The organism is Leifsonia sp. NPDC058292, assembly GCF_042880955.1.
Lineage (GTDB): Bacteria > Actinomycetota > Actinomycetes > Actinomycetales > Microbacteriaceae > Leifsonia.
On the sequence record NZ_JBHVYL010000021.1, the window covers coordinates 40,125 to 67,005 of the forward strand.

Sequence of the window (26,881 nt, forward strand, 5' to 3'; positions counted from 1 at the left end):
GGTCTATGCGGCGAGGACGCCGGTGCCGAGCAGCACGATCAGCACGACACCGAGCACGATGCGGTAGATGACGAACGGAAGGAAGCTGCGGCGCGAGATGTAGCCCATGAAGAACGCGATGACCACGAGCCCGACGACGAACGCGACGATCGTCGCGACGGCGGTCTCGGCTGGGCCGAACACCTCGACGGTGCAGGTTCCCGCAGCCTCGAGGGCTTTCGTGCACGGCTCTTTGATCGCCTTGTACAGCTGGAAGAACCCGCTGCCGAACACCGCGGGAAGCGCCAGCAGGAACGAATACCGTGCTGCGGCCCTGCGCTGGTAGCCCATGAAGAGGCCGGCGGTGATCGTGCCTCCTGACCGCGAGACACCGGGGATGAGAGCGAGCGCCTGGGCGAAACCGTAGATGATGCCGTTTCCCCAGGTGAGGTCGCGCAGGCGACGGGTCTTGCTTCCGACGTAGTCGGCGATCCCGAGCAGGATGCCGAAGACGATCATCGTCGCCGCGACGATCCACAGTGATCGGAGTGTCGTGCTGATGTAGTCCTGGAAGAGATAGCCGAGCACCACGATCGGGATGCTTCCGATGATGACCAGCCAGCCCATCTTGGCGTCGGGATCGTTGCGCGGGATCTTGCCGAACAATGCCTTGAACCACGCACCGATGATGCGGACGATGTCTTTCCAGAAGTAGAGGAGCACGGCGGCCTCGGTGCCGAGCTGGATGATCGCGGTGAACCGCGCGCCCGGGTCCGCCCCCGTGCCGAGAAGCTCTCCGACGATGCGGATGTGCGCGCTCGACGAGATCGGGAGGAACTCGGTCAGGCCTTGCACGAGACCGAGAATGATCGCGTTGATGAAATCCATACGCTGCTTTCGCTACCTGGTTCTGGGGTGGGGACGTTTCGGCGGTCGAAGCTCGTCAGTAGGCGAGCAGGAGGTCGCGCAGCACAGTCCGACCAAACACTAGCGCGTCGAGAGGCACGCGCTCGTCGACGCCGTGGAACATCCCGGGGAAGTCGAGATCGGCGGGCAGCCGCAGTGGTGCGAAGCCGTATCCCGTGATGCCGAGCTTGCTGAGCGCCTTGTTGTCGGTGCCGCCGGAGAGAAGGTAAGGAAGCACGGGTGCGCCCGGGTCGTGCTCGTCGAGCGTGCCGACGATCGCCTCGATCAGGGGGCCGCCGAAGGCCGACTCGAGCCCGACATCCCGGTGCATGATCTGGATCTCGATGTCGTCGCCCACGATCTCCTGCACGAGACCGAGCACCCTGTCCTCATCGCCCGGCAGGGTGCGGATGTCGATCAGAGCCTCCGCCGTGTCGGGGATGACGTTGTGCTTGTACCCGGCTTCGAGCAGCGTCGGGTTCGACGTCGTGCGCAGCGTCGCCAGGATGAAGCCCGCGGCCGTTCCCGTTCGCAGCACGATCTCGTCGGGGCCGACCTGCTCGGGGTCGATGCCGACGATGCGGGAGACCTCGGCAAGCAGCTGCGACGTGGTGTCGGTGAGCTGGATGGGCCAGTCCTGGCGCCCGATCGCGACGACGGCCTCGGCCAGTCGGGTGATCGCATTGTTGCGGATGAGGCGCGACCCGTGAGCCGCCGGCCCCTTGGCGATGAGCTTGATCCAGATCAGGGACTTCTCGCCGGTCTGCATGAGATACGCGCGCTTGCCGCCGAGCTCGATCGAGTAGCCGCCGACCTCGCTGATCGCCTCGGTGGCTCCGGCGAACAGCTCCGGGTGGTTGTCGACCAGGAAGTGCGAGCCGCGGCGGCCGCCGTCCTCCTCGTCGGCGAAGAACGCGACGACGAGGTCGCGCTCCGGCTGCCGCCCCGAGCCGAGGATGTCGCCGACGGCGGTCAGGATCATCGCATCCATGTTCTTCATGTCGACGGCGCCGCGACCCCAGAGCAGCCCGTCTTTGATCTGGCCGCCGAACGGGTCGACCGTCCAGTTGCGCGGATCGGCCGGCACCACATCCAGGTGCCCGTGAACAACGAGCGCGGGTTTGCTGCTGTCGCGCCCCGCCACTCTGGCCACGACGCTCGTGCGGCCGGGGTCGGAGTCGAACAACGCCGGCTGAAGGCCCATCGCGCTGAGGCGCGCTTCGACGTACTCCGCTGCGTCCGTCTCACCGTTCGACTTTCCCTCGCCGTAATTGGTGGTGTCGAACCGGATGAGATCGCGGGCGATCACCGCTGTCTCGTCGAGCTGGCTGTCATTGGTGGCGTCGGTCATGCCCCCAACGCTACCGGCGCGCGGCACCCTCGCCAACGCGACCCGATGGGCTCGCGCTGTGAGTCGCGTGTGTGAAAACGGGGTGTCGTTTCATGCTAAGGTCTTTCTTCGGCGGCCGGTTCGACCGGAAGCCGAAACACCCGTCCGGGTGGCGGAAATGGCAGACGCGCTAGCTTGAGGTGCTAGTGCCCGTATAGGGCGTGGGGGTTCAAGTCCCCCCTCGGACACCACATCGACAATGAGGGCCGGTTCATCAGAACCGGTCCTTTTTGCAACTACTCTTGCTCGCATGCCGGAGAGCCGAAAAGACAGCTCGAACTCCTCGAGTCTTCTCACCGTCCTCATCGCATTCGGAGCGAACCTGATCGTCGCTGTGGCCAAGACCATCGCGGCCATCCTTACCGGGTCTGCGTCGCTGGTCGCAGAGTCGGCGCACTCGTGGGCGGACGCGGGGAACGAGATCTTCCTCATCCAGGCGGAGCGACGCTCGGCCAAGCCTCGCGACGCCGCACACCCCGGCGGATACGGGCGCGAAGCCTACGTCTGGTCGCTGTTCGCCGCTGTCGGCCTGTTCACGGCCGGCGCCGTGGTGTCGATCACCCACGGTGTGTCGGAGCTCGGTTCGACCGAGCCCGCGAGCGACTATCTGGTCGGCTACATCGTGCTCGCCGTCTCCTTCGTCTTCGAAGGCATCTCCTTCCTCCAGTCGCTCCGGCAGGCGCGCGCCCTGGCCTCCGAACGGGGAACGTCGACTCTGCGACACGTGCTGACGACATCGAACCCGACGCTCAGGGCGGTGTTCGCCGAGGATGCGGCAGCACTGATCGGCCTCATCATCGCGTTTCTCGGACTCCTGCTGCACGAGCTCACCGGGAATGCCTTCTACGACGCCCTCGGCTCGATCCTGGTCGGCGTGCTGCTCGCGGTCGTCGCGATCGTGCTGATCGATCGCAACCGCCGGTTCCTGCTCGGCGAACCGGGCTCGCCGCAGGTCACCGACGCGGTTCTCCGGCTTCTGCTGCAGCATCCCGAGGTCGACAAGGTCACGTACCTGCACCTCGAGTTCGTCGGGCCCGAGCGCTTCTATCTCGTCGCGGCGGTCGACCTCGTCGGAAACGACGTCGAATCGGACGTGGCAGCCGATCTCGCGGCGGTCGAACACGAGATCGAGCGCAGCGAGTACATCGGCGAGGCGGTGCTCACGCTCTCCCGCCCGGGAGCGGAGCCGCTGCATCCCGCCGTCATCGCTGACTAGAATTCTCACGCCCATGACTCTCTCCACCTCCTCCCCCGTTCCGGGCGCCGCCGACATCCGCCGGTGGCGTCGCTATCTGGCCGACGAACGCGCCGAAGCCTCCGTATACCGCGACCTGGCGGGCCGCCGCAGCGGCGAGGAGCGCGACATCCTGCTCGCGCTCGCCGACGCGGAAGGCCGCCACGAGCAGCACTGGCTCGAGCTGCTCGGCGACGACGTCGGCCGCCCGCTGCGCGGAGACCTCCGTACCCGCGTGCTGGGCTTCCTGGCGCGCCGGTTCGGGTCCGTCTTCGTGCTCGCACTCGCTCAGCGCGCCGAAGCACGGTCGCCGTACGCCCGCGACTCGGATGCGACACCGCAGATGGCCGCGGACGAGCAGATCCACGAAGAGGTCGTGCGGGCCCTCGCCGCGCGCGGACGGCAACGCCTGTCGGGAACGTTCCGCGCCGCCGTGTTCGGTGCGAACGACGGCCTCGTCAGCAACCTCGCGCTCGTGCTCGGCATCAGCGCGAGCGGTGTGGCGAACCACGTCGTGCTGCTCACCGGGATCTCGGGACTCCTCGCCGGAGCGCTCTCGATGGGCGCCGGCGAATACGTCTCGGTGCGGTCGCAGCGCGAGCTTCTCGAGGCGTCGACCCCCAACCCCGAGACACGGAGCGCCCTGCCGAACCTCGACGTCGACGCCAACGAGCTCACCCTCGTCTACCGCGCTCGCGGGATGTCCCCCGACGAGGCCACCGCCCACGCCCAGGAGGTGCTGAGCGGAATCGCGACGTACAGCACCGAGCCTGTCGTGGGCGAGGATGCCGTGGACGAGCACGAATCGGTCGGCAAGGGATGGAACGCAGCGCTGTCGAGCTTCTGCTTCTTCGCATCCGGGGCGCTCATCCCCGTGCTGCCCTACCTGTTCGGTCTGCAGGGAACCACCGCGGTCATCGTGGCCGCCGCGCTCGTCGGAATCGTCCTCCTCGGAACGGGCGCGGTCGTCGGACTGCTCTCGGGCGCATCCCCGCTCAAGCGCGCTCTGCGGCAGTTGGCGATCGGCTACGGCGCCGCGGCTGCGACCTACCTTCTCGGACTGCTGTTCGGCACGACGCTCGGCTGAACCGCGGCGTTCCGCTCGGTTTCGCCGGTCATTTGCGGCGACACGCCGCTGCTCCGTCCGTCGTGACGGAAAATTCTCCACTCACGGTCGATCTCTCCGACCCAGCACGTCGCGGCGCGAGACCGGTCGCGCCTGCCGCGACGTTGTCATACACTCGACTCGAACATATGTTCGAACGCGGGTGAGGTGAAGGTGATGGCGGAGATCGACGAGAGTGTCACGGTGTGGACGACCGACGACGGCATTCCGACCCGGCTGGTGTGGCGTACGAAGCGGTACCGCGTGACCGACACGCCGACGGTGTGGGCCGATGTGTGCGCCTGGTGGCGGCCTTTCGGCGAACAGCATTACGGCATCGGGAGCCTGCCGCGGGAGATCGGCGGCTGGCGCTTCCAGGGCACGGACGACAGCGGCGTCGCCCACGTGTTCGACGTGCGCCACGACGACGCCGGACGCAGTTGGCAGCTGGTGAGGATCTTCGACTGATGGCGTGGCTCCCCCGGCGGGAGCACGCGGCGAACTACTCTCACCGGGTGACTGACGACCGCTATGGAACGGATGTGCTGGCCGGCGACTGGAAGAAGTCGGGCCGCAAACCGATCGCCGAGGTCCCGCTGGTGCGTGACCTCGTGGTCGAAGAGGCGGTCACGGGATTCTGCGGCGCCGTCATCAGGGTCGAAGCGGGAACGATCGAGCTTGAGGACTATTTCGGCAAAAGACGTGTCTTCCCCCTCACGGGCAGCTTTCTGATCGACGGCGAGCCGGTGAAGCTGGTGATCCCGAAGAAGAACGCCGAGACCGGGAGGGCACGCACCGCATCCGGTTCGTTCGCCGTCGACGACCAGAAGGCCAAGGTGGCGCGTGCCAGCCGCATCTTCGTGGAAGGCCGGCACGACGCCGAGCTCGTCGAACGGGTCTGGGGTGACGATCTGCGCGTGGAAGGCGTGGTGGTCGAGTACCTCGAGGGCGTCGACGACCTGGATGCGATCGTGCGCGAGTTCGCGCCCGATCGCTCTCGGCGCATAGGCGTTCTGGTCGACCACCTCGTTCCCGGCTCCAAAGAGAGCAGGATCGCCGAAGCGGTTGCGCGCGGGCCATACGGGGCGCACGTGCTGGTGGTCGGGCATCCCTACGTCGACATCTGGCAGGCGGTCAGACCCGAGCGTGTCGGACTGGCCGCCTGGCCGACGATTCCGCGCAGCATCGAGTGGAAGCACGGCATCTGCGAGGCCCTCGGACTCCCCCACGACACGCAGGCGGATGTGGCCAGAGCGTGGAAGCGCATCCTCGGAACCGTGCGCACTTTCGCCGACCTGGAGCCCCAGCTTCTCGGGCGTGTCGAGCAGCTGATCGACTTCGTCACCGAGCCGTGAATCAGAGCCGGGTGTGTTTTTCGGCCTCGTGCCGGTAAGCTTGTCCGCACGCCGCGTGTTTTGCATGTGTTGGAGCGGTACGTCCCGGACCCGGAGCGTTGCCACCTGTTCAGGAGCAGGCTTACAACACGCGGCGAGGCTCCGACGTTCGGAGTCGACAATTCGCTCCTGGAGGAGACATGGCAACAGGTACGGTCAAATGGTTCAACGCTGAAAAGGGCTTCGGCTTCATCGCTCCCGACGACGGCGGCGCTGACGTTTTCGCTCACTACTCGGCGATCACCACCGGCGGCTACCGCTCGTTGGAGGAGAACCAGAAGGTCGAGTTCGAGGTGACTCAGGGCCCGAAGGGTCTGCAGGCGGAGAACATCCGTCCGCTCTAGTCAGAGCTCAGAAAAGGGGTCGGACCTTCGGGTCCGGCCCCTTTTTTCTTTTGCCTCACCCCGTGCGACCCCGTGCCACGCCCGGGCGAGATTTCATTTGCACTCTTCGAACATATGTTCGAAACTGGAAGAGTGTTCACGACAGCTGCAGCTCTAGCCTCCCCGGCACCCGACCGGGCGCAGGTGCACGAGCTGCAGTCGCGCATCCGTCAGATGCAGGCCACCAAGCTGGAGAGCAGGCGGCTGGAGACGCATCCTGCCCTCGCCTCCCTGCTGCCCGGCGGCTCGCTGAAAGCGGGAGCAGCGTATTCGGTGCTCGGGTCGACGACCCTCGTCATGGCGCTGCTGGCCGGTCCATCGGCCGCCGGCGCCTGGTGCGGGGTGCTCGGGATGCCCGACTTCGGCGCCGAGGCGGCCGGCCGGTTCGGCATCGATCTGGAACGGCTGGTGCTGGTGCCGCATCCGGGAGACCAGTGGCTCACCGTCACGGCCGCGATCGTCGACGTGCTGAGCGTCGTGGTCGTCGCTCCCCCATCCCGGGCCAGAGACGGCGATGTCGCGCGTCTCACCGCCCGGTTGCGCCAGCGCGAGGCCACTCTCATCGTGGTCGGCGACTGGCCGCAGGTCGAGGCGACGCTCACCGTTTCCCGCAGCGGCTGGGACGGCTTGGGCGAAGGCACGGGCTATCTCTCCTCCCGGCGCGTCACCGTCGAGGCAGCGGCGCGCGGCGGAGCAGGAAGCCGCCGCAGGGCCGACCTCTGGCTGCCCGACCTGAACGAGGGCTTCAGCGCGGCGCCGGCCGGCGAGCGGGGCTCGCGACTCGAGGCCGTGATCTGAGTGCCCGCCGTCACCCGCGCCATCGTGCTGTGGTGCCCCGACTGGCCCGTCATCGCCACCATCCGCGCCCTCGAGCTTGCCGCCGACGCGCCGATCGCCCTCGTCGACCGCAACCTCGTGTTCGCCTGCTCGGCGGCCGCCCGGGCAGAAGGAGTCAAGCGCGGGCTGCGCATCCGCGAGGCGCAGTCCCGGTGCACCCGGTTGCAGGTGCTGCCGTACGACCCGGTGCAAGACGCCCGCGCGTTCGAACCCGTTCTGGCCGTCGTCGAAGAGATCACCCCGGGCGTGCAGCCGGTGCGCCCGGGCACCTTCGTGCTGCGCGCCCGAGGGCCTGCCCGCTATTACGGGGGCGAAGACAGGGCCGCCGCCGAACTCCTGCGGTGCCTCGAGGGTTTGGGCATCCCGGATGCACGCGTGGGCATCGCCGACGGACCGTTCGCCGCCGAGCAGGCGGCTCGGGGCACCGGGGTCGACCGGGTGCGCATCATCCCGCCGGGCGACTCCCCGGCCTTCCTGGCCCCGCTTCCTGTCGCCCTGCTCGGCCGGGAAGAGCTGACCCCGCTGTTCCACCGGCTCGGCATCCACCGGCTGGGCGACCTGGCCGCCCTCGACCGCACCGACGTGCGCGAGAGGTTCGGAGAGCTCGGCGCCCACTGCCACACCCTGGCGAGCGGGCTCGACGGCGCGGCGGTGGTGCCCCGCACACCGCCCAAGCAGCTCGACAGGGTGATCGAGTTCGAGCCGCCGCTCGACCGGGTCGACCAGGTGACGTTCGCGTTCCGCGCCACGGCGGAGACATTCATCGCGGGGCTCACCAAGGCAGGGCTGGTCTGCACCTCCCTGCGCATCGAGGTGACCGACGAGCTCGGGCGGATGAGCGAACGCACCTGGCTGCATCCCCGCCTGTTCTCCGCCCCCGATGTCGTCGACAGGGTGCGCTGGCAGCTGCAGGGCAGCGGGGCGATCGACAGCGGGCTCGGCTCCCCCATCGTGCGCGTGCTGGTGGCCCCTGAAGCCGTCGACGACATCGGCCACCACGAAGACGGGCTGTGGGGCGGTGGCGCCGACGAGCGCATCCATCACGGGCTCTCCCGCGTGCAGAGCATGCTCGGGCACGATGCCGTGCTCACTGCCAGCATCGGCGGTGGGCGGGCGCTCGCCGAGCGGCAGGTGCTGGTGCCCTGGGGCGACAGGGCGGTGGGCGTCGCCCGGGCGGAGCAGCCGTGGCCGGGGAGTCTTCCCGCTCCTGCTCCTGCGACAGTGTTCGAGGCGCCGCACCCCGTGCTCGTGCTCGGGGCCGACGGCGAGCCCGTGGCGGTGGATGATCGGGGCGCGGTCACCGCCCCCATCCACCGGTTCTCCCCCACCGGCGTTGCGAAAGACAGTCGCGAGGTCACAGCCTGGGCCGGTCCCTGGCGCGTCCGCGAGAGGTGGTGGGATGCCGACCTCGCCCGCACAGTGCACCGCTTCCAGGTGGTCGACGCCGACGGCACCGCCTGGCTGCTGGTGCTCGACGGTGCCGGATGGCGCTCGGAGGCACGCTATGACTGAGCCCGTTGCGGCTGCCGGTGCCATCGTCCCCTTCCCAGTGAGGGGTTCCGATGGGGTGGAATAACCCGCCCATCCCGTGGGCCGAGTTCGAGCGGCGCCTGTCCGGGGCGCGGCGCACGAGCGCGCCCGCCGACGAACGGCCGTCGTCGCGCAAACGCGCCAAGTACACCCCCGTCGCACTGCCTCCGGAGGAGCCGGGGACCGGGCAGGTGCCTTACGCCGAGCTGCATGCGCACTCCAACTTCAGCTTTCTCGACGGCGCGAGCTCGCCGGAGGAACTGCTCGAGGAGGCGACGCGCCTGCGGCTGCACGCCCTGGCGATGACCGACCACGACGGCTTCTACGGGGTCGTGCACCTCGCCGAGGCCGCGGAGGCCTACGACAGGGTGAAGACGGTCTTCGGGGCGGAGCTCTCGCTGCAGCTCAGTAAACCGCAGAACGGCGAAGCCGACCCGGAGGGCAGCCATCTCGTGGTGCTCGCCCGGCAGCAGGAGGGATACCACCGGCTGGCCGCCGCCCTCACCGCCGCGCAACTGGCCGGCGAAGAGAAGGGCAAACCGGTCTACGACCTCGACGACCTGGCCCGGCGAGCGGACGGAGCCTGGACGATCCTCACAGGATGCCGCAAAGGCGATGTGCGCCTGGCGCTCGCCCGGGGAGGAGAAGCCGCGGCCGAGCGGGAGGTCGCCCGCCTCGCCGACCGGTTCGGCCGGGAGAACGTGCTCGTCGAGTTGATCGACCACGGCAACCCGCACGACAGCACCGACAACGACACCCTCGCCCGCATCGCCGGGCGCCTCGGGATGCCCGTGATCGCGACGAACAACGTGCACTTCGCATCCCCCGCCCAATACCCGCTCGCCTCGGCGCTCTCGGCCGTGCGCGCCCGGCGGAGCCTCGACGAGATGGACGGCTGGCTACCGGCCTCAGACTCGGCGCACCTGCGAAGCGGCCGGGAGATGGCCGCCCGCTTCGCCCGCTACCCCGGAGCGGTCGAACGCACCGTCGAGGTCGCCGACGACCTCTCCTTCCGCCTGCGCAGCGCCCGGCCCAACCTGCCGAAACAGGAGGTTCCGCCCGGTCACACCCCGATGAGCTGGTTGCGTGAGCTGACCTGGCGCGGCGCCGCCGAGCGCTACCCCGACCTCGAACGCGACCCGCACAGCACGAAGAGCGCCGAGAAGCGGGAACGCATCGAACGCGAGCTGAACGTGATCGAGGCGAAGAACTTCCCCGGTTACTTCCTCATCGTCTACGACATCGTGAAGTACGCGCGTGAGCAGGGCATCCTCTGCCAGGGCCGCGGTTCGGCGGCGAACTCGGCGGTCTGCTACCTGCTCGGCATCACCGCCGTCGACTCCATCAAATACAACCTGCCGTTCGAACGGTTCCTCTCCAGCATGCGCGAGGAGGAGCCCGACATCGACGTCGACTTCGACTCCGACCGGCGCGAAGAGGTCATCCAGTACGTCTACCGCAAATACGGCAGGCTGAACGCCGCGCAGGTGGCGAACGTCATCACCTACCGCCCCAAGAACGCCGTGCGCGACATGGCGAAGGCGCTCGGCCATAGCCCGGGGCAGCAAGACGGCTGGTCGAAGCAGATCGACTCGTGGGGGTCGGTGCAGGCCACGGCCGACCACGACATCCCGGATGCGGTGGTCGACCTGGCACAGCAGGTGCTCAAGTTTCCGAGACACCTGGGCATCCACTCCGGCGGCATGGTGCTCACCGACCGCCCTGTCGGCGAGGTGTGCCCGATCGAGCCCGCCCGCATGGAGAACCGCACGGTGCTGCAGTGGGACAAAGACGACTGTGCCTGGATGGGCTTGGTGAAGTTCGACCTGCTCGGCCTCGGGATGCTCAGCGCTCTCGACTACTCGATGAAGACCATAGCCACATCGCTCGGTGAGGAGTGGACGCTCGACAGCATCCCCAAAGAGGAGCAGGGCGTGTACGACATGCTCTGCCGCGCCGACTCGATCGGGGTGTTCCAGGTGGAGAGCAGGGCGCAGATCGGCACCCTGCCGCGGCTGCAACCGCGAACGTTCTACGACCTCGTGATCGAGATCGCGCTCATCCGGCCCGGTCCGATCCAGGGCGGGGCCGTGCATCCGTACATTCGGCGCAAGCTCGGCCAGGAGGAGGTGACCTACCTGCATCCCTCGCTCGAACCGGTGCTGGAGCGCACGATGGGGGTTCCGCTGTTCCAGGAGCAGCTCATGCAGATGGCCGTGGCGGTCGGTGACTGCACGGCGGAAGACGCCGATCTACTGCGCCGGGCGATGGGCTCCAAGCGCGGTCAGGAGAAGATCGGCACCCTGCGCGACAAGCTCTACGAGGGGATGGCGGGCAACGGCATCACCGGTGACGACGCCGACGCTATCTACTCCAAGATCGAGGCCTTCGCGAACTTCGGGTTCGCCGAGAGCCACGCGATCAGTTTCGCCCTGCTGGTCTACGTGAGCTCCTGGATGAAGCTGCACTATCCGGGAGCCTTCCTCGCCGCCCTGCTGCGCGCGCAGCCGATGGGCTTCTATTCGCCACGCACCCTGACGGCGGATGCGCGGCGCCACGGAGTGGTGGTGCAGCGCCCCGACATCCAGCGCTCGAACGTGTTCCCGGTGCTCGAAGCGATCGACGACGCGCATCCGGGGCCCACCGGCATGGACGCGTGTCTGGCGACCGAGCAGCCGGTGATCGGGCCGTACCGCCGCGAGGTCGCGCTCGACTACGAGAGCCACCGTCGCGACGCGGGCCACGCCGTGCGGCTCGGCCTCGCCGGGGTCACCTCGATCGGCGAGAAGCTGGCGGAACGCATCGTCGCCGAACGGGAGCGGGGTGGCGACTATCGGAGCCTGGGCGACCTCTCCCGGCGAGTGGGGCTGAACGTCGCCCAGCTGGAGGCGCTCGCCTCCGCCGGCGCCTTCGAGTGCTTCGATCTGAGCCGCCGCCAAGCGATCTGGGAGGCCGGCAACGCAGCCCAAGAGAAGGCCGAGTACCTCGCCGGAACCACGATCTCGGTGCAGCCACCGCTGCTGCCGATGCTCACCCCCGCCGAACAGCTCGCGAGCGACCTCTGGGCCACCGGCGTCTCGACCGACGACCACCCCATCCGGTTCCTCCGACCCCAGTTGCACCGTCGCGGCGTCTACCGGGCCGATCAGTTGGCGGCGGCCGAGTCGGGCCGCCGCATCGAGGTGGGCGGCGTCGTCACCCACCGGCAGCGGCCGGCGACAGCCGCCGGGGTCACCTTCCTCAACCTCGAAGACGAGACAGGGCTGATCAACGTGATCTGCCCGGTGGGGGTCTGGAACCGCTACCGCCGCGTCGCCAGGGAGGCGCCGGCCATGGTCATCCGGGGAATGTTGGAGCGCAGCGAGGAGGGTGTGGTCAATGTGATCGCCGACAGGCTGGAGCCGCTGTCGGTCGGGATGCGCACGACGTCGCGCGACTTCCACTGAATCGCGGGCTACGCATCCTCGAAACGCAGGTGTCGAACGCTGCGTCCGTTGCGGCGCACCAGTTTGAGCGCCTCCACCCCGATCTGGATGTGCCTGTCGACGAACTGCGTCGTCACGCCCAGGTCGCTCTCCGCCGTTTTCACGCCTTCGGGAACCATCGGCTGATCGGAGACGAGCAGCAGCGCACCCGAGGGGATGCGGTTGGCGAACCCGGCCGCGAAGATCGTGGCCGTCTCCATGTCGACGGCCATGCAGCGCGTGCGCTTCAGGTAGGTCTTGAACGTGTCGTCGTGCTCCCACACCCGGCGGTTCGTGGTGTACACCGTTCCCGTCCAGTAGTCGTAGCCGAGATCCCGGATGGTCGTGGAGACACCGCGCTGCAACTGGAACGCCGGCAGCGCAGGCACCTCCGGAGGCAGGTAGTCGTTGGAGGTGCCTTCGCCGCGGATGGCCGCGATGGGCAGCAGCAGGTCGCCGATGGCGTTCTTCTTCTTGACCCCGCCGCATTTGCCGAGAAAGAGCACCTCCTTCGGGCTCACGGCCGTCAGCAGATCCATGATCGTCGCCGCGTTCGGGCTGCCCATCCCGAAGTTGATCATCGTGATGCCGTCGGCGGTCGCGTTGGGCATCGCCCGGTCGGTTCCGCGCACCGGAACGTCGTTGTCTTTCGCGAACCGGGCGACATAGTCGCCGAAGTTGGTCAGCAGGATGTGCTCGCCGAACTCTTCCAACGGCGTCCCGGTGTAGCGGGGCAACCAGTTGGCGACGATCTCCTTCTTCTCTTTCATCAGTCGTCCTCTCACACCACGCCGGTCGTTCCGAGCAGAGATCCGATCGCGAACGTCGCCACCAGGGCCAGCGCACCGCCGACGACGACCCGCACCGTCGCCCGAAGACGCGCGCTGCCGCCGATGAGGGCCGCCACCCATCCGGTGATCGCCAGCGCCACGAGCACGACGACGAACGTCACCGGAACGCGGGCAGCCTCGGGGAGCAGCAGCATCGGGATCAGGGGAAGGATGCCGCCGATCGTGAACGCCACCGCCGAAGCGAGGGCCGCGTGCCACGGGCTGACGACATCGTCGGCGTCGATGCCCAGTTCGGCCGACAGATGCGCGGCGAGCACATCGTGCTCGGTGAGTTCGATCGCGACCTGCCGGGCCGTCTCCGGCCGCAGGCCCTGCGCCTCGTAGAGCCCGGTCAATTCGTCGAGTTCTTGTTCGGGTGTCTCCGCGAGTTCCCGCCGCTCCTTCGCGATCAGGGCGCGCTCGCTGTCGCGCTGGCTGCTGACGGAGACGTACTCGCCGAGCGCCATCGAGATCGCTCCACCGACGAGGGCGGCGAGACCCGCGGTGAGGATGGGCGCGATGTCTCCCGTCGCACCGGCAACGCCGACCGCCACGGCCGCGACCGACACGATGCCGTCGTTGGCGCCGAGCACTCCCGCTCGCAGCCAGTTGAGCCGCTGGGACAGTCCATTACGGTGCGGCTCTCCAGGATGGGGATCGGGGCGTGCGCTCTCAGCCATGGCACCAGCCTAGGGCGCGACGGTTCTCTGAGAGTAAGCTCAGGAAGTTGCGCCTCGGCGCCGTCACACCTGATCCCCCGGAAAGGCCCCGTTTGTCCAGCACTCTCTCCTCCACGCTGTCCCCCATTCTCGAAGAGGTTCTTCGGCGCAACGCCGGCGAACCGGAGTTCCACCAGGCGGCGCGCGAAGTGTTCGACTCCCTCGGCCCGGTGATCGCCGCGCATCCCCGGTACGCCGAGGCCGCCGTGCTCGAAAGGCTGAGCGAACCCGAACGGCAGATCATCTTCCGGGTTCCGTGGACCGACGATCGTGGACGCGTGCAGATCAACCGAGGTTTCCGCGTCGAGTTCAACTCCGCGCTCGGTCCGTACAAGGGCGGTCTCCGCTTTCACCCCACCGTCACGCTGGGCACGGTGAAGTTTCTGGGCTTCGAGCAGATCTTCAAGAACGCTCTCACCGGGCTCCCCATCGGCGGCGGCAAGGGCGGAAGCGACTTCGATCCGAAGGGCAAGTCGGATGCCGAGGTCATGCGCTTCTGCCAGTCGTTCATGACGGAGCTCTACCGCCACATCGGCGAGTACACGGATGTGCCCGCGGGCGACATCGGAGTCGGCGGCCGAGAGATCGGATACCTCTTCGGGCAGTACAAGCGCATCACCAACCGCTACGAGTCCGGGGTACTCACGGGCAAGGGCATCGGCTGGGGCGGCTCGCTGGTGCGGACGGAGGCCACCGGGTTCGGCGCGGTCGTGTTCGCCGACCGCATGCTTGCGACGCGCGGCCGGTCGTTCGACGGGGCCCGCGTCCTGGTCTCCGGCTCGGGCAACGTGGCGATCTACGCGATCCAGAAGGTGCAGCAGCTCGGTGGAACCGTGGTCGCCTGTTCCGACTCCTCCGGCGTCGTCTACGACGAGAACGGGCTCGACGTCGAGCTGCTCAGGCGGGTGAAGGAACGCGATCGCGGGCGGCTCAGCGACTACGCCGCACTCCGCGGCGACGCATCCGTCTACCGCGCCGGCGGCGACATCTGGGCGCTCGCCGCCGAGACGACGATCGATGTCGCCATCCCGTGCGCCACGCAGAACGAGCTCGACGGCGACGCTGCCGCGACTCTGGCCCGCAACGGCGTGCTCGCGGTCGTCGAAGGCGCCAACATGCCATCGACACCGGATGCGGTGCGCATCCTCACCGAGGCCGGCGTGCTGTTCGCGCCGGGCAAGGCGGCGAACGCGGGCGGTGTGGCGACCTCGGCGCTGGAGATGCAGCAGAACGCCTCGCGCGACACCTGGACGTTCGACTACGCAGAGATGCGGCTGGCGGAGATCATGACCGGCATCCACGACAGGTGCGCGGAGACCGCCGAGGAGTACGGGGCGCCAGGAGACTACGTGCTCGGCGCGAACATCACCGGCTTCGTCCGGGTCGCCGACGCCATGCTCGCCCTCGGCGTCATCTGAACCGGCTCACGGCCGGATGTGCGGCGCTCGGGGCGTCTGCCGTCAGGCGTCAAGCGAATGGCGTCAAGCGCGTCCGAGCCGTTTGCGCAGAAAGTCGATGCGGGCCTGCAGCTGCGTCACCGACGCCTGCGCAACGGCCGGGCCGCCGCACGCTCGCCTGAGCTCGGCATGCACGAGGCCGTGCGGCTCCCCGGTGTTCTTGGCGTACAGGCCGACGAGGCTGTTCAGCAGGCTCCGCTGTTCCTTGAGGTTTCGGTAGAGGGGCGCGGGAGGATGCCCGTCGGCGTTCGCCGGTCGGGAGGCGGTTCTCCTCGCTTGCCGTTGCTGCCGCTGCTGCAGCAGCTCGTGCACCTGCTCCGGTTCGAGGATGCCCGGCAGCCCGATGAAGTCGTGCTCCTCGTCGCTTCCCGGAACGGCGAAGCTGCCGAACTCCTGGCCGTCGTACAGCACACGGTCGAAGTTGGCCTCCGATCCGAGCGCTTCGTAGGCGAACTCCTCCGTCAACGCGTCCGAGCCGCGCTCCTGGCGGTTCGCCTCGGCCATCATGGCGTCTTCCGGATTGAAGAAGTCGCCTTCCGCGTTCTCGTCGGTCGGCCTGTCGAGGGCGTGGTCGCGTTCGAGTTCGAGGGCGTTCGCAAGAGCCATCAGCGCCGGAACGTTCGGCAGGAAGACGGATGCCGTCTCGCCGCGACGGCGCGCCCGCACGAATCGGCCGATCGCCTGGGCGAAGAACAGCGGCGTCGAGGCGCTCGTCGCGTACACGCCGACCGCGAGTCTCGGCACGTCGACACCCTCGGACACCATTCGCACGGCCACCATCCAGCGGGATGTCCCCCGAGAGAACTCGGCGATCCTGTCGCTCGCCTCCTTCTCGTCGGAGAGCACGACGGTGACGGGCTCCCCCGAGATCTGCTGAAGGAGGTCGGCGTAGGCGCGGGCCGCGTAGTGGTCGGTCGCGATCACCAGACCGCCCGCATCCGGAATCGAGTTGCGCACCTCGGTGAGGCGGCGGTCGGCGGCCGACAGCACCGACGGGATCCATTCGCCGCGCGGGTCGAGCGCCGTTCGCCACGCCTGCGAGGTGATGTCTTTGGTGTTGCCTTCGCCGAGCCGCGCCTCCATCTCGTCTCCGGTCTTGGTGCGCCAGCGCATGTGACCGGCGTAGACGAGAAAGATCACGGGCCGCACGACACCGTCTGCCAGTGCTCGGCCGTAGCCGTAGTTGTAGTCGGTGAGCGACGTGCGGATGCCGCTCTTGTCGGGCAGATACGACACGAACGGGATGGGCGCCGTGTCGGAGCGGAACGGCGTACCGGTCAGAGAGAGCCGCCTGGTCGCCCGCTCGAACGCCTCCCGGATGCCGTCGCCCCAGCTGAGAGCGTCACCGCCGTGATGCACCTCGTCGAGGATGACGAGCGTCTTGTAGTTCTCGGTGATGTCTTTGTGCAGACTCGGCCGCATGGCGACCTGTGCATAGGTGATCGCAACACCCTTGAAGTGGCGCGCGTACCGGCCGTCGGAGTTCTTGAACTCCGGGTCGAGATGGAGACCGACTCGTTCGGCGGCTTCCGCCCACTGGCGCTTCAGGTGCTCGGTGGGTGCGACGACCGTCACGCGCTCGACCGTGCGGTTTCGCAACAGCTCCGTCGCCAGCCGGAGGGCGAACGTGGTCTTTCCGGCGCCCGGCGTCGCGGCAGCGAGGAAGTCGCGCGGCTCGGTCTCGAAGTAGGTGTCGAGCGCCTCCGCCTGCCACGCACGCAGTTTGTCGGCAGTGCCCCAGGCCGCTCGCTCGGGGAAGGACGGCGAGAGATGCTCGGCCGCGAACGTGCCGCCGTGCCTCTCGGTCTCGCTCGCTGTCTGCGGGGTCTCCGGCACACCGGAGGGCTCCCGGATGATGTCGGGTTCCAGCTCCGGGACAGGGGTCGAGTTCGGCGTTTCCACTTGAACCGAATTTACCTTCTGCTGCTGACAGTCGCCGACCCGTCGCGCTCCCCGGGCGTGCCGCACGGCAGCCAGGTGCAGAATGGAGCAATGGCCGAAGCACAGCATCCCTGGTCCCGCTATGTCGCCCTGGGCGACTCTTTCACCGAAGGGATCGGGGATCCTGAGCCCCGCAGCCCCGGCGGCCACCGCGGCTGGGCCGACCGGGTCGCCGAGGTTCTCGGCAGCCAGACGAACGACTTCGCCTACGCCAACCTCGCCGTGCGCGGAAAGCTCATCAAACAGATCCTCGACGAGCAGGTGGAGCCGGCCCTCGCTCTTCGGCCCGACCTCATCACCATCTCGGCCGGCGGCAACGACGTGATCCGCCCGGGAACCGACCCCGACCAGATCGCCGCCCTGTTCGACCAGGCGGTGAACAGGCTCAGCACCGAGGGCGCCACGATCGTGGTGTTCACCGGTGTCGACGTCGGATTCTCGCCGGTGTTCCGCGGCATCCGGGGCAAGGTCGCCATCTACAACGAGAACGTGCGCGCTGTCGCCGCGAGACACGACTGCATCGTGGCCGACCAGTGGTCTCTCGGCGAGATCCAGGACTCCCGGATGTGGGCCCCCGACCGCCTCCACCTCGCCCCGCTCGGCCACCACACCGTCGCCCGCATGGTGCTCGCCGCGCTGAACGTGAAGAACGACCTGCAGCCCCTCGAACCCGAGCCCCTGCCACCCCGCACCTGGCGTCGTGCCCGCTCCGAAGACCTCTCCTGGGCTCGCGAATACCTGGTGCCCTGGGTGGTCCGCCGCATCCGCCACCAGTCGTCGGGCGACCACGTGCTCCCCAAGCGTCCCGAAGCCATCCCTTACACCCACCCCGCCGACGACTGACCGCCAGGCGCGGCATCCGGCGAGCCGGAGTTTCTCGGTCGAGGCCGGCGAAGTTCCGTCGTGCCGGACTTTTGCGCGGCGTGTCGCGCGGATTCTCCGGCATCCGAACAGGCGATCAACCGGCTCTGCGGCTCAGGCTCCGATGCCGCCCGGATGCGCAAGCCGCCACCACGGGCCCGGATCAGGCAACGCCGTGTTCAGCGCGAGCTGAGCGGTCTGCGTCTTGCCGTTCAGCGTGAACGTCACCTCGCCGACGACCTCGCCTTTCGCGCCCGACTGCAGCGGACGGGTCTGTAACGACACCTCGATCGGCGTGTCTGACCACACGACGAACATCTTCGTCGACGTGGCGACGAGCGATGACTTGGCGCCCCAGGCGGTCGTGTAGGTTCCGTACGTCTGGCCGACCGTCGAGGCGTCCACCTCGTGGAATCCGACTTTCATGCTCACGAGCAACGTCTTCACCGACGCCCAGAGATCGTCGTGGGTCGGAGCGCCCAGCACGACGCCGATCACTCGCACTCTGCTCTGCCCGACGGTGAGCTGCGCGGAGAACAGGAGGCAGTTTCCCGCCTGGTCGGTGTTTCCGGTCTTGATGCCGTCGATGCCGTCGACGCCGAGCAGCGTGTTGGTGTTGTCCTGCTTGCCCGCTCCAGGGAGGGTGACTGACTTCTGCGTCACGATCGTCGACAGCACGGGATCGGCCAGCGCGAGCTTGCCGATGCCGATCAGATCCTTGGTGGTGCTGACGCTGTTCGGTGACAGGCCATCGGGGCTGTCGAGCTTCGTTCCGGTGAACTTGTGTGCGGCGAGCCACGAGTTCGCGGCTTTGACGAACGCATCCGTCGAGCCGTACGACCACTTGGCCAATGAGATCGCGTAGTTGTTCGCCGACGGCAGCAGCATCGCTTCGAGCGCCTGCTTCTCTGTCATCGACGAACCCGCCTCGACCGGAGCCCACGAACCGCCGGCGGCGATCACATCGTTCCAGATGTCCACGTCGTCTTGCGTGAACTTGATGGTGGGGCCGTCTTCGCCGGACTTCAGCGGCTTCTTGTCCAGCACGACCAGGGCCGTCACGGTCTTCGTGACGCTGGCCATGGGCATGCTGGCGTCGGAGCCGTTGTACTGCGTGGCGCCCGGATAGTCGGGGGCGGTGATGCCGCTCGCGCCGAACCCGGGGAACTGGAGCGCGGCCTTCGTCTGCGCGATCGTCGTCTGGTGTTCGGTCACGGCGGCGCTGGCCGGCAGAGGCGCGAACAGCGAGCCGCCGATGTACATGATGCCGACGAGGAACACCCCGATGATGCCGAAGACCACGATCCGTCGGCGGCGGTACACCTGTTGGCGGGTCAGTCTGCGGGGTTGGTCGAGCACCCGCAAATTCTATGCGGACCTACCGAGGGGATGCCTGAGAACGCGCCCGCAACGCCCACAGCGCCACCGCACTCGCCGAGGCGACGTTCAGCGAGTCGACCCCGTGCAGCATCGGGATCGTCACGACCGTGTCGGCCGCGGCGAGGGCACGCCGGCTCAGGCCGTCACCCTCCGAGCCGAGCACCAGGGCGATGCGCTCCGGCTGGTCGGCGGCGAAGTCGTCGAGGGTGACCGCGTCGTCGGCCAGCGCGAGCGCCGCGATCTCGAAGCCTGCATCGTGCAGGATCGGCGCGGCGACATCCCACTCCGGGATGCGCGTCCACGGCACCTGCAGCACCGTGCCCATGCTGACGCGCACGCTGCGCCGGTACAGCGGGTCGGCGCAGCGCGGGCTGATGAGCACCGCATCCGCGCCCAGTCCGGCCACACTGCGGAAGATCGCTCCGACATTCGTGTGGTCGACGATGTCTTCGAGCACGACGACGCGCCTCGCGTCGGCCAGCAGCTCGCGCGGGTCGGGCAGCTGGGGACGGTGCATGGCGGCCAGGGCGCCGCGATGCAGATGATAGCCGGTGAGCTCTTCCAGCACGGCGCTGTCGCCGACGTAGACCGGCACGTCGGGATGGTCGGCGAGCAGCGGCTCCACGCCCGGCAGCCACTGCTCCTGCAGCAGCACGGAGCGCGGGATGTGGCCCGCTGCCAGTGCCCGGGTGATCACCTTCGTCGATTCGGCGATGTAGAGACCGCCGGCGGGTTCGCTGACGCGGCGGAGGGCCACATCCGTCAGCCGCGAATAGTCGGCGAGCCCGTCGTCGCTCAGGTCGGTGATGCGGAGGATGCGCAAGGAACGCGCCGCCTTTCTGTCGAAGGTGTTCGCCTACAGGAGGTGTTCGCTTACAGATTGCCAGTAGCCGGAAACATTTCCGAAAACTGCGGTGTTTAGACTCATGGCAAGCAGGAGCTGGAGGTTTCGATGACTGTGATGGCTGAGACCACGCCGACGGAGCTCGACCCCGAGCTCGAACGCGGGCTCGACGAGGCCACCGCGCTGCTCACCGGCCGCCGCTTCGCCGTGCTCACGGGCGCCGGCATCAGCACCGATTCGGGCATCCCCGACTATCGCGGCGCGGGTGCTCCGAAACGCAACCCGATGACTTTTCAGCAGTTCCTTTCGGCCGACTCGTTCAGCAAGCGCTATTGGGCCGGCAGCCACCTGGGCTACCGCCGCTTCGCGGCCGCTGCTCCGAACCGGGGGCATTTCGCGCTCGCCGAACTGGAGAAGTCCGGCGCGACGAACGGCGTCATCACCCAGAACGTCGACGGTCTCCACAAGCAGGCAGGGTCTCGCAAAGTCGTGGATCTCCACGGAGCGATGGACAGGGTGCTCTGCTTGACGTGTGGGCAGGTGTTCGCCCGCGAGAGCGTCTCGGCGCGCATCGAGGCCGCCAACCCGTGGCTCGACGCCGCCGGAGCCGTCGAGATCGCGCCCGACGGCGACGCGATCGTCACCGACATCGACGCGTTCGTCGTGCCGAACTGCACCGTCTGCGGCGGCCGCCTCAAGCCCGACGTCGTGTTCTTCGGCGAGTTCATCCCGGCCGAGAAGTACCGCGAGGCGAGCGCCCTGGTGCGGTCCGCGGATGCGTTGCTCGTGGCCGGCTCGTCGCTGGTTGTCAACTCCGGCATCCGTCTGCTGGAGGAGGCACGGCGACGCCGGTTGCCGATCGTCATCGTCAACAGGGGTGCGACGAAGGGCGACGGCCGCGCAGCCATTAAGCTGGACGGCGGGACCACGGAGACCCTCGTCGAGCTCGCCCGGCGCCTCAGCTGACCTTCGCGCGTCCTCTCGACGAAAGGACGCGCGTGACCAGAATCTCCCTCGTTCGGCACGGTCAGACCGACTGGAATCTCGCCAAGCGCATCCAAGGCTCGAGCGACATCCCACTGAACGACACCGGTCGCGCACAGGCCGAGGCGACCGCGTTGGCGATGGCGGGCGGCAGCTACGACGCGATCTACGCGAGCCCACTCGGCCGCGCCACCGAGACGGCGGAGATCATCGCCTCGCACACGGGCCTCGACGCGCCGCTCCCGTTGCCCGAGGTCGCCGAACGCCGGTACGGGGAAGCCGAAGGGCTCACCGGCGCGGAGATCCTGGCCCGGTGGCCGGAAGGAACCCCGGTTCCCGGTCGCGAGACCCGAGACGCCGTGGTGGCGCGCGCGCTGCCCGCTCTCATGGAGCTGGGAGAGAAGCATCCCGGCGAGTCGATCGTGGTCGTGAGTCACGGCGGCGTGATCGGGGCGCTCGCGCGACATGTCACCGATCACGCGATGCCCGGTCCCGGCGAGGTCATCCCGAACGGGTCGGTGCACGAATTCGTCTACGAAGACGGCCGACTCACACTCGACCGCTTCAACGTCACCCCCGAAGACCGCGACCTGTTCACCGCGTCGGTGATCTGACGACCACGCGGCGGCCCAGCCGCGCGGGTCGAGGCGTCGCTAGTCCAGTCGCCGCTTGGCGCGTGCCACAGCGGCGGTCAGAACCGTCAGCAGGTGCTCCGCCGACGCGTCCCAGGTGAACCGCTCGGCCTCGTGTCGGCCGGCGACCGACCGCGACGCCCACTCCCCCGGCTGCTCGAGGCGACGGATGTGTTCGGCAAGCCCTCCCGCGTCGTCCGCCGGGAAATAGAGCGCCGCGTCGCCCCCGATCTCGCGGAAGATGGGGATGTCGCTGACGACGACGGGTGTGCCGAGCGTCATCGACTCGACGAGGGGAATGCCGAAGCCTTCGTCGCGGGATGCGGTGACGAGGGCCGTCGCGGCCGCCAGCGTCTCCGCGTACTCCTCGTCACTGGCGCCGTTGTGGAAGACGATCCGCGCATCCGGGGCGATGCCGGTGAGCCGCTCGCGCTGGGCGTCGGTCACCCGGCTCATCAGGTGCAGCTCGTAGTCGGGAAGCAGCGCGGCCGCGCGCACCAGCGTCTCAACGTTCTTGTACGGCATGAAGGAGCCCATGTAGACCAGGCGCTTGCTCTCCGGCTCGGTTCGCGCCGCCCGCGCCGGGTCGATGGCGGGCATGTCGGCGGCGTTCGGAACGACGTGCACCGGCCGTTTCGTCAGCTTGTGCTCGCTGATCAGCGCCTTGGTGGTCTTCGATACGGTGACGACCGCGTCCGAACGGTTCAGCAGCATCCGCTGAGGCCACCAGGAGAGGTGGTAGAGCCGCCACAGCAGCCGGATGGGCGCCGGCAGGTCGCGCGGCGGCGTCGGATGCCGGTAATAGATGAGGTCGTGCACTGTCAGCACCAGACGGTACTTGCGCCCCCACCCGCCCATCGTCTGCATGGGGGTGAAGACGACATCAGGATTCAGCTTGTTGACCTGGCGCGCGACCCACGGCTCACCGGCTGACGTCGGCGAGCCGATCAGCTCCCAAGGCAGGTCGGGCAGCATGTCCAGCTGGGCGTGATCGCTGATCAGCATGGTCACCGCGTGCCGCTTGGCGAGCGCCCCGACCAGGCCCGCCGTGTAGCGGCTGATCCCGTCGTGACGCCCGATCCGCGTGTACCGGCAGTCGAACAGGATCTTCACCGGGCGTCCTCCGCGAGAAATCGTTCGATGGCGTCGGCCGCCTGGCCGGGCGTCTCGTAGTGGATGAGGTGTCCGACCTCCGGGATGACGACGAGCCGTGCATCCGGAAACAGCGTCTGCAGCCGGTGCTGCGCCGAGACCGGCGTGATGTCGTCTTTCTCGGCCGCCACGAGCAGGGTCGGTTCGGGGATGCGCGCCGCGTACTCGCTGACATCGTGCGAGACGGATGCGCGGAACGCCTCCAGCACGACGCCGCGGTCGCTGAAGGCGCTGAAGTAGCGGTCGTGCTGGTCGTGGATCCACCGTCGCAGGCTCTTGCGCTTCGTCTTCGCCATGGCGATGCTCATGACGCGCACGATCAGCCCGTTGCGGAGCAGCCAGAAGCCCAGGCGCTCGGGCAGCACGGCGGACAGCCAGTAATAGAAGATCGCCAGCCGGGTGAGCGCCCCACGCGGCCCTTGGAGGGCGGGCTGCCCGATCGGGTTCACCAGCACGACCGCCGACGGATGAAGCGCGTCGGCCGCATCCCGCTCCGCCAGCGCGGCGGAGACGACGATCGAGCCGAACGAGTGCCCGAGGATGACGAACCGGCCCTCGATCCGGAGCTCGCGCACGAATCCGCGCAGCCACGCCGCATAGCCGACGATGTCGTGCGAGACCTCGCCGAGCGGATCCGACTCCCCGAAACCGGGGAGGTCGGGCGAGATCAGCCGCACGCCCTGCAGGTTGGCGACGACCGGCTCGAGGCCGTGGTGGTCGCCGCGAAAACCGTGGACGAGAACGATCGTCGTGTCGGCCAGCGGATCCCCATAGTCCCAGAACCGGGTCAGGCCGCCGAGCACGGCGAGCTCCCCGGTGCGCACGGGAATGCGGCCGAGCGCGTCGGCGTAAGGGGATGCGGCGTACCGTGTGGAGGTGGTCATCGCAGACCAGTTTAGGCAGCGCGGGTGTACAGTCCCGGCAAAGTGCTCCAAGGACTGGACAGCCCACCCGCGCGTGCACCTAGACTCGTCTGGTTGTAACCGCTTGCACCCGGCCATCGCGCCAGAAGGAGAACCGTGAGTTTCACCGCACCGATCACGCTTCCCGGGCTCACCCTCGACCCTCAGTGGTATCGCCGTTCGGTGTTCTACGAAGTGATGGTGCGTTCGTTCGTCGACAGCAACGGCGACGGCTCGGGCGACCTCCAGGGACTCACCTCCAAACTCGACTACCTGCAGTGGCTCGGCATCGACGCGCTCTGGCTGCCGCCGTTCTTCCAGTCCCCGTTGCGCGACGGCGGATACGACGTCTCCGACTTCCGCGCGATCCTGCCGGAGTTCGGCACGATCGACGAGTTCAAAGATCTGGTCACCAAGGCGCACGAGCGCAACATGCGCGTGATCATCGACCTGCCGATGAACCACACCTCCGACCAGCACGAGTGGTTCCAGCAGTCGCGCTCCGACCCCGAAGGCCCCTACGGCGACTTCTACGTGTGGAACGACGACGACGAGAAGTGGCCGGACATCCGCATCATCTTCGTCGATACCGAAGACTCGAACTGGGCGTTCGACGAGGCCCGCCGGCAGTTCTACTTCCACCGCTTCTTCTCCCACCAGCCCGATCTCAACTTCGAGAACCCGGCTGTGCACGAGGCGATGTTCGACATCGTGCGGTACTGGCTCGACCTGGGTGTCGACGGTTTCCGGCTGGATGCGATCCCCTATCTCTACGAGTCCGACGAGGGCAACGGCGAGGGCGAGCCCAAGACGCACGACTTCATCAAGAAGCTGCGCGAGATGGTCGACCGCGACTACCCGGGGCGCGTCATGGTCGCCGAGGCGAACCAGTGGCCGCGCGAGGTCGCCGCGTTCTTCGGCACCGAAGACGAGCCCGAGTGCCACATGGCGTTCGACTTCCCCGTGATGCCGCGCATCTTCTACTCGCTGCGGTCGCAGCAGGCCGGTGAGCTCGTGCGCGTGCTCTCGGAGACCACCGACATCCCCGACGGCGCCGGCTGGGGCGTGTTCCTGCGCAACCACGACGAGCTCACACTCGAGATGGTGAGCGAGGAGTACCGCCAGGCGATGTACGGCTGGTACGCCTACGACCCGCGGATGCGCGCCAACATCGGCATCCGGCGACGCCTCGCGCCCCTGCTCGACAACTCCCGCGCGGAGCTCGAGCTCGCCCACGCCCTGCTGTTCTCCCTGCCGGGCAGCCCCTTCCTCTACTACGGCGACGAGATCGGGATGGGCGACAACATCTGGCTGCCCGACCGCGACAGTTCGCGCACGCCGATGCAGTGGACGCCCGACCGCAACGCCGGGTTCTCGACGGCCGACCCCGGCAAGCTGTTCCTGCCGGTGGTGCAGTCGCTCGTCTACCACTACAACCAGGTGAACGTCGAAGCGCAGCTCGCGCAGTCCCGGTCGCTGCTGCACTGGATCCGCAACGTCATCCACGTGCGCAAGGCGCATCCCGTATTCGGGCTGGGCACCATCCGCGTGCTGCAGACCAATCACGAGTCGGTGCTCGCGTTCGTGCGCTCCTACGAAGGAAGCGGCACCCACTTCGGTGACCAGCCGGAAGACGTGCTGTGCGTGTTCTCGTTCGCGCACAACCCGGTCTCGGTCAGCCTCGAGGCGGCCGAGTTCGCCGGAAGCACGCTCTACGACATGTTCGGCGGCGGCGAGTTCCCCACCGTGGCCGACGACGGCCGGTTCACACTCACCCTCGGCACGCAGAACTTCTACTGGCTGCACATCGAGCCGCGCCGGGACTGAATCCTCAGCGGTGACGGTAGTGCCGCTTAGCCTGAGGGCATGAGCAACTGGCACCACGAATTGGGCGTTTTCGATCTCGAGACGACCGGTGTCGACGTGGAGAGCTCTCGCGTGGTCTCGGCGCATGTCGGCCGGCTCGACGAGCACGGCGTGGTCGTCGAGCGTCGTGACTGGCTCGTCGATCCCGGTGTCGAGATCCCGGCCGGCGCGACCGCCGTGCACGGCATCACGACCGAGCACGCGCGCGCCGTAGGCATGCCGGCCGCCCAGGCCATCGCCGAGATCGTCGGTGAGCTGGGCATCCTGTTCGCCCGCGGCACTCCGGTGGTCGCGTACAACGCGCCGTACGACTTCACGCTGCTGCACCGCGAAGCCCTCCGCCACGGGGTGCGCCCGCTCGAAACGCCCGGCCCGATCATCGACCCTCTCGTCATCGACAAGGCCGTCGACAAGTACCGCCGCGGCAAGCGCACGCTGCAGATGACCGCCCTGTTCTACGGCGTCGACCTCACTGAAGCGCACGACGCCGGCGCCGACGCCATCGCGGCCGGCCGGGTGGCTCAGGCGCTCGCCCGGGCGCACACGGAGGCGCTCGCCCTCTCGGCGGCCGAACTGCACAGCCTGCAGGTCGCGTGGTGCCGGCAGCAGGCCGAGGACTTCCAGGACTACATGCGACGCGAGCGTGACCCCTCCTTCACCACGTCCGGGCTGTGGCCCGTGCGCTGAGACGCCCGACGTCCCTTCCCTTGGAGCTTGCTGTGCCGATAGAGTCGGCGCCATGAGCAACCCCGACATTCCTCAGCAGCCCGCTTCTTCGCCGCAGTACGGCGAGCAGACCTCCTACTCCCCCGCACCGCAGTCCGGCTACAACACCATGTCGATCGTGGCGTTCATCCTGGCCTTCTTCGTCTCTCTCGTGGGCATCATCCTCGGCTTCGTCGCACTGTCGCAGATCAAGCGCACCGGCGAGCAAGGGCGCGGCCTCGCCATCGCCGCCATCATCATCGGCTTCGTGGAAATCGTGATCGGCGTCATCCTCGCGATCGTCTTCATCGCCATCGCCATCGGCGCTGCCAGCACCTACTCCACCAACTGACCTCACGCAACGAAGAGGGGCCCCGCCGTGTGGC

The 26,881-nt window shown here is 68.1% G+C and carries 24 protein-coding genes and 1 tRNA gene; 16 read left to right on the forward strand and 9 right to left on the reverse strand.

Annotated elements, in window-relative coordinates; all coding sequences use genetic code 11:
* Positions 1-3 precede the first annotated feature (3 nt).
* Positions 4-867 carry an undecaprenyl-diphosphate phosphatase gene (locus ACFVWR_RS12570; protein ID WP_387212248.1) on the reverse strand — a complete coding sequence of 288 codons (864 nt, stop codon included), beginning with the start codon at positions 865-867 and terminating at the stop codon, positions 4-6.
* Positions 868-922: 55 nt separating this feature from the next.
* Positions 923-2,236, reverse strand: a complete 1,314-nt coding sequence (locus ACFVWR_RS12575) for a M20/M25/M40 family metallo-hydrolase (RefSeq protein WP_387212251.1) — start codon at positions 2,234-2,236, stop codon at positions 923-925.
* Positions 2,237-2,378: 142 nt separating this feature from the next.
* On the opposite strand from ACFVWR_RS12575, the gene ACFVWR_RS12580 reads away from it, so the two are divergent.
* The 9 genes from ACFVWR_RS12580 (at position 2,379) to ACFVWR_RS12620 (ending at position 12,204) form a co-directional block, all read left to right on the forward strand.
* Positions 2,379-2,466 (forward strand) — tRNA-Leu (locus tag ACFVWR_RS12580).
* Between the two features lie 59 nt (positions 2,467-2,525).
* Positions 2,526-3,491 (forward strand): cation diffusion facilitator family transporter, encoded by a 966-nt coding sequence (locus ACFVWR_RS12585; protein WP_387212254.1) that lies wholly within the window; start codon positions 2,526-2,528, stop codon positions 3,489-3,491.
* 13 nt (positions 3,492-3,504) lie between these two features.
* Positions 3,505-4,596, forward strand: a complete 1,092-nt coding sequence (locus tag ACFVWR_RS12590) for a VIT1/CCC1 transporter family protein (RefSeq protein WP_387212258.1) — start codon at positions 3,505-3,507, stop codon at positions 4,594-4,596.
* A 195-nt stretch (positions 4,597-4,791) separates the two neighbouring features.
* Complete coding sequence (locus tag ACFVWR_RS12595; RefSeq protein WP_387212261.1) at positions 4,792-5,082, forward strand: DUF6504 family protein; 291 nt, start codon at positions 4,792-4,794, stop codon at positions 5,080-5,082.
* 47 nt (positions 5,083-5,129) lie between these two features.
* Complete coding sequence (locus ACFVWR_RS12600; RefSeq protein ID WP_387212264.1) at positions 5,130-5,969, forward strand: DUF3097 domain-containing protein; 840 nt, start codon at positions 5,130-5,132, stop codon at positions 5,967-5,969.
* A gap of 179 nt (positions 5,970-6,148) precedes the next feature.
* A complete protein-coding gene (locus ACFVWR_RS12605) occupies positions 6,149-6,352 on the forward strand; it encodes a cold-shock protein (protein ID WP_223690547.1) in 204 nt (67 codons plus the stop codon).
* Between the two features lie 132 nt (positions 6,353-6,484).
* Positions 6,485-7,189, forward strand: coding sequence for a hypothetical protein (locus tag ACFVWR_RS12610; RefSeq protein ID WP_387212267.1), 705 nt, complete (start codon positions 6,485-6,487; stop codon positions 7,187-7,189).
* A complete protein-coding gene (locus ACFVWR_RS12615) occupies positions 7,190-8,740 on the forward strand; it encodes a DNA polymerase Y family protein (protein ID WP_387212270.1) in 1,551 nt (516 codons plus the stop codon). It begins immediately after the preceding gene.
* A gap of 50 nt (positions 8,741-8,790) precedes the next feature.
* Complete coding sequence (locus ACFVWR_RS12620) at positions 8,791-12,204, forward strand: error-prone DNA polymerase (protein WP_387212273.1); 3,414 nt, start codon at positions 8,791-8,793, stop codon at positions 12,202-12,204.
* Positions 12,205-12,212: 8 nt separating this feature from the next.
* Here ACFVWR_RS12620 and ACFVWR_RS12625 read toward each other — a convergent pair whose 3' ends face one another.
* Entirely contained in the window at positions 12,213-12,992 is a 780-nt protein-coding gene (locus tag ACFVWR_RS12625; protein WP_387212276.1) for an AMP nucleosidase, read from the reverse strand.
* An 11-nt stretch (positions 12,993-13,003) separates the two neighbouring features.
* Positions 13,004-13,732, reverse strand: a complete 729-nt coding sequence (locus ACFVWR_RS12630; RefSeq protein WP_387212279.1) for a VIT family protein — start codon at positions 13,730-13,732, stop codon at positions 13,004-13,006.
* Between the two features lie 92 nt (positions 13,733-13,824).
* On the opposite strand from ACFVWR_RS12630, the gene gdhA reads away from it, so the two are divergent.
* On the forward strand, positions 13,825-15,189 hold the full coding sequence (gene gdhA, locus ACFVWR_RS12635; RefSeq protein WP_387212282.1) for an NADP-specific glutamate dehydrogenase: 1,365 nt from the start codon (positions 13,825-13,827) through the stop codon (positions 15,187-15,189).
* 63 nt (positions 15,190-15,252) lie between these two features.
* Here the strand turns inward: gdhA and ACFVWR_RS12640 are convergent, their stop codons facing one another.
* Positions 15,253-17,064 (reverse strand): DEAD/DEAH box helicase, encoded by a 1,812-nt coding sequence (locus tag ACFVWR_RS12640; RefSeq protein ID WP_387212317.1) that lies wholly within the window; start codon positions 17,062-17,064, stop codon positions 15,253-15,255.
* A 156-nt stretch (positions 17,065-17,220) separates the two neighbouring features.
* Here ACFVWR_RS12640 and ACFVWR_RS12645 point away from each other — a divergent pair, with 156 nt between their 5' ends.
* Complete coding sequence (locus tag ACFVWR_RS12645) at positions 17,221-18,012, forward strand: SGNH/GDSL hydrolase family protein (protein ID WP_387212285.1); 792 nt, start codon at positions 17,221-17,223, stop codon at positions 18,010-18,012.
* Positions 18,013-18,144: 132 nt separating this feature from the next.
* Here the strand turns inward: ACFVWR_RS12645 and ACFVWR_RS12650 are convergent, their stop codons facing one another.
* Both ACFVWR_RS12650 and ACFVWR_RS12655 read right to left on the reverse strand, forming a co-directional pair.
* Positions 18,145-19,389, reverse strand: a complete 1,245-nt coding sequence (locus ACFVWR_RS12650) for a D-alanyl-D-alanine carboxypeptidase family protein (protein WP_387212288.1) — start codon at positions 19,387-19,389, stop codon at positions 18,145-18,147.
* Positions 19,390-19,408: 19 nt separating this feature from the next.
* Positions 19,409-20,233: a TrmH family RNA methyltransferase gene (locus ACFVWR_RS12655; RefSeq protein WP_387212291.1), complete on the reverse strand. Its 825-nt coding sequence runs from the start codon at positions 20,231-20,233 to the stop codon at positions 19,409-19,411.
* Between the two features lie 138 nt (positions 20,234-20,371).
* Here ACFVWR_RS12655 and ACFVWR_RS12660 point away from each other — a divergent pair, with 138 nt between their 5' ends.
* Complete coding sequence (locus ACFVWR_RS12660) at positions 20,372-21,220, forward strand: Sir2 family NAD-dependent protein deacetylase (RefSeq protein ID WP_387212293.1); 849 nt, start codon at positions 20,372-20,374, stop codon at positions 21,218-21,220.
* Between the two features lie 32 nt (positions 21,221-21,252).
* Positions 21,253-21,852: a histidine phosphatase family protein gene (locus tag ACFVWR_RS12665; RefSeq protein ID WP_387212296.1), complete on the forward strand. Its 600-nt coding sequence runs from the start codon at positions 21,253-21,255 to the stop codon at positions 21,850-21,852.
* A gap of 39 nt (positions 21,853-21,891) precedes the next feature.
* On the opposite strand, the gene ACFVWR_RS12670 is transcribed toward ACFVWR_RS12665, so the two are convergent.
* Both ACFVWR_RS12670 and ACFVWR_RS12675 read right to left on the reverse strand, forming a co-directional pair.
* Positions 21,892-22,983: a glycosyltransferase family 4 protein gene (locus ACFVWR_RS12670; protein WP_387212299.1), complete on the reverse strand. Its 1,092-nt coding sequence runs from the start codon at positions 22,981-22,983 to the stop codon at positions 21,892-21,894.
* Complete coding sequence (locus ACFVWR_RS12675) at positions 22,980-23,906, reverse strand: alpha/beta fold hydrolase (protein WP_387212302.1); 927 nt, start codon at positions 23,904-23,906, stop codon at positions 22,980-22,982. Before ACFVWR_RS12675 ends, ACFVWR_RS12670 begins: the two co-directional genes overlap by 4 nt.
* A gap of 135 nt (positions 23,907-24,041) precedes the next feature.
* Between ACFVWR_RS12675 and treS the strand changes: the two genes are divergently transcribed.
* Genes treS through ACFVWR_RS12690 form a run of 3 tightly spaced genes read left to right on the forward strand, consistent with a single transcriptional unit; the run spans position 24,042 to position 26,847 of the window.
* Positions 24,042-25,751: a maltose alpha-D-glucosyltransferase gene (gene treS, locus ACFVWR_RS12680; protein WP_387212305.1), complete on the forward strand. Its 1,710-nt coding sequence runs from the start codon at positions 24,042-24,044 to the stop codon at positions 25,749-25,751.
* A gap of 39 nt (positions 25,752-25,790) precedes the next feature.
* Entirely contained in the window at positions 25,791-26,477 is a 687-nt protein-coding gene (locus tag ACFVWR_RS12685; protein WP_387212308.1) for a 3'-5' exonuclease, read from the forward strand.
* Positions 26,478-26,529: 52 nt separating this feature from the next.
* Positions 26,530-26,847 (forward strand): DUF4190 domain-containing protein, encoded by a 318-nt coding sequence (locus ACFVWR_RS12690; RefSeq protein WP_387212311.1) that lies wholly within the window; start codon positions 26,530-26,532, stop codon positions 26,845-26,847.
* Positions 26,848-26,881: the final 34 nt, after the last annotated feature.

What these genes read in the sequence shown, in the direction of transcription:
- ACFVWR_RS12575 (WP_387212251.1), bottom strand. Translation starts at nt 2,236, where the DNA reads ATGACCGACGCCACCAATGACAGCCAGCTCGACGAGACAGCGGTGATC.
- ACFVWR_RS12570 (WP_387212248.1), bottom strand. Translation starts at nt 867, where the DNA reads ATGGATTTCATCAACGCGATCATTCTCGGTCTCGTGCAAGGCCTGACC.
- ACFVWR_RS12605 (WP_223690547.1), top strand. Translation starts at nt 6,149, where the DNA reads ATGGCAACAGGTACGGTCAAATGGTTCAACGCTGAAAAGGGCTTCGGC.
- ACFVWR_RS12690 (WP_387212311.1), top strand. Translation starts at nt 26,530, where the DNA reads ATGAGCAACCCCGACATTCCTCAGCAGCCCGCTTCTTCGCCGCAGTAC.
- ACFVWR_RS12585 (WP_387212254.1), top strand. Translation starts at nt 2,526, where the DNA reads ATGCCGGAGAGCCGAAAAGACAGCTCGAACTCCTCGAGTCTTCTCACC.
- ACFVWR_RS12645 (WP_387212285.1), top strand. Translation starts at nt 17,221, where the DNA reads ATGGCCGAAGCACAGCATCCCTGGTCCCGCTATGTCGCCCTGGGCGAC.
- ACFVWR_RS12675 (WP_387212302.1), bottom strand. Translation starts at nt 23,906, where the DNA reads ATGACCACCTCCACACGGTACGCCGCATCCCCTTACGCCGACGCGCTC.
- ACFVWR_RS12685 (WP_387212308.1), top strand. Translation starts at nt 25,791, where the DNA reads ATGAGCAACTGGCACCACGAATTGGGCGTTTTCGATCTCGAGACGACC.
- ACFVWR_RS12660 (WP_387212293.1), top strand. Translation starts at nt 20,372, where the DNA reads ATGGCTGAGACCACGCCGACGGAGCTCGACCCCGAGCTCGAACGCGGG.
- ACFVWR_RS12630 (WP_387212279.1), bottom strand. Translation starts at nt 13,732, where the DNA reads ATGGCTGAGAGCGCACGCCCCGATCCCCATCCTGGAGAGCCGCACCGT.
- ACFVWR_RS12625 (WP_387212276.1), bottom strand. Translation starts at nt 12,992, where the DNA reads ATGAAAGAGAAGAAGGAGATCGTCGCCAACTGGTTGCCCCGCTACACC.
- ACFVWR_RS12620 (WP_387212273.1), top strand. Translation starts at nt 8,791, where the DNA reads ATGGGGTGGAATAACCCGCCCATCCCGTGGGCCGAGTTCGAGCGGCGC.
- ACFVWR_RS12590 (WP_387212258.1), top strand. Translation starts at nt 3,505, where the DNA reads ATGACTCTCTCCACCTCCTCCCCCGTTCCGGGCGCCGCCGACATCCGC.
- ACFVWR_RS12595 (WP_387212261.1), top strand. Translation starts at nt 4,792, where the DNA reads ATGGCGGAGATCGACGAGAGTGTCACGGTGTGGACGACCGACGACGGC.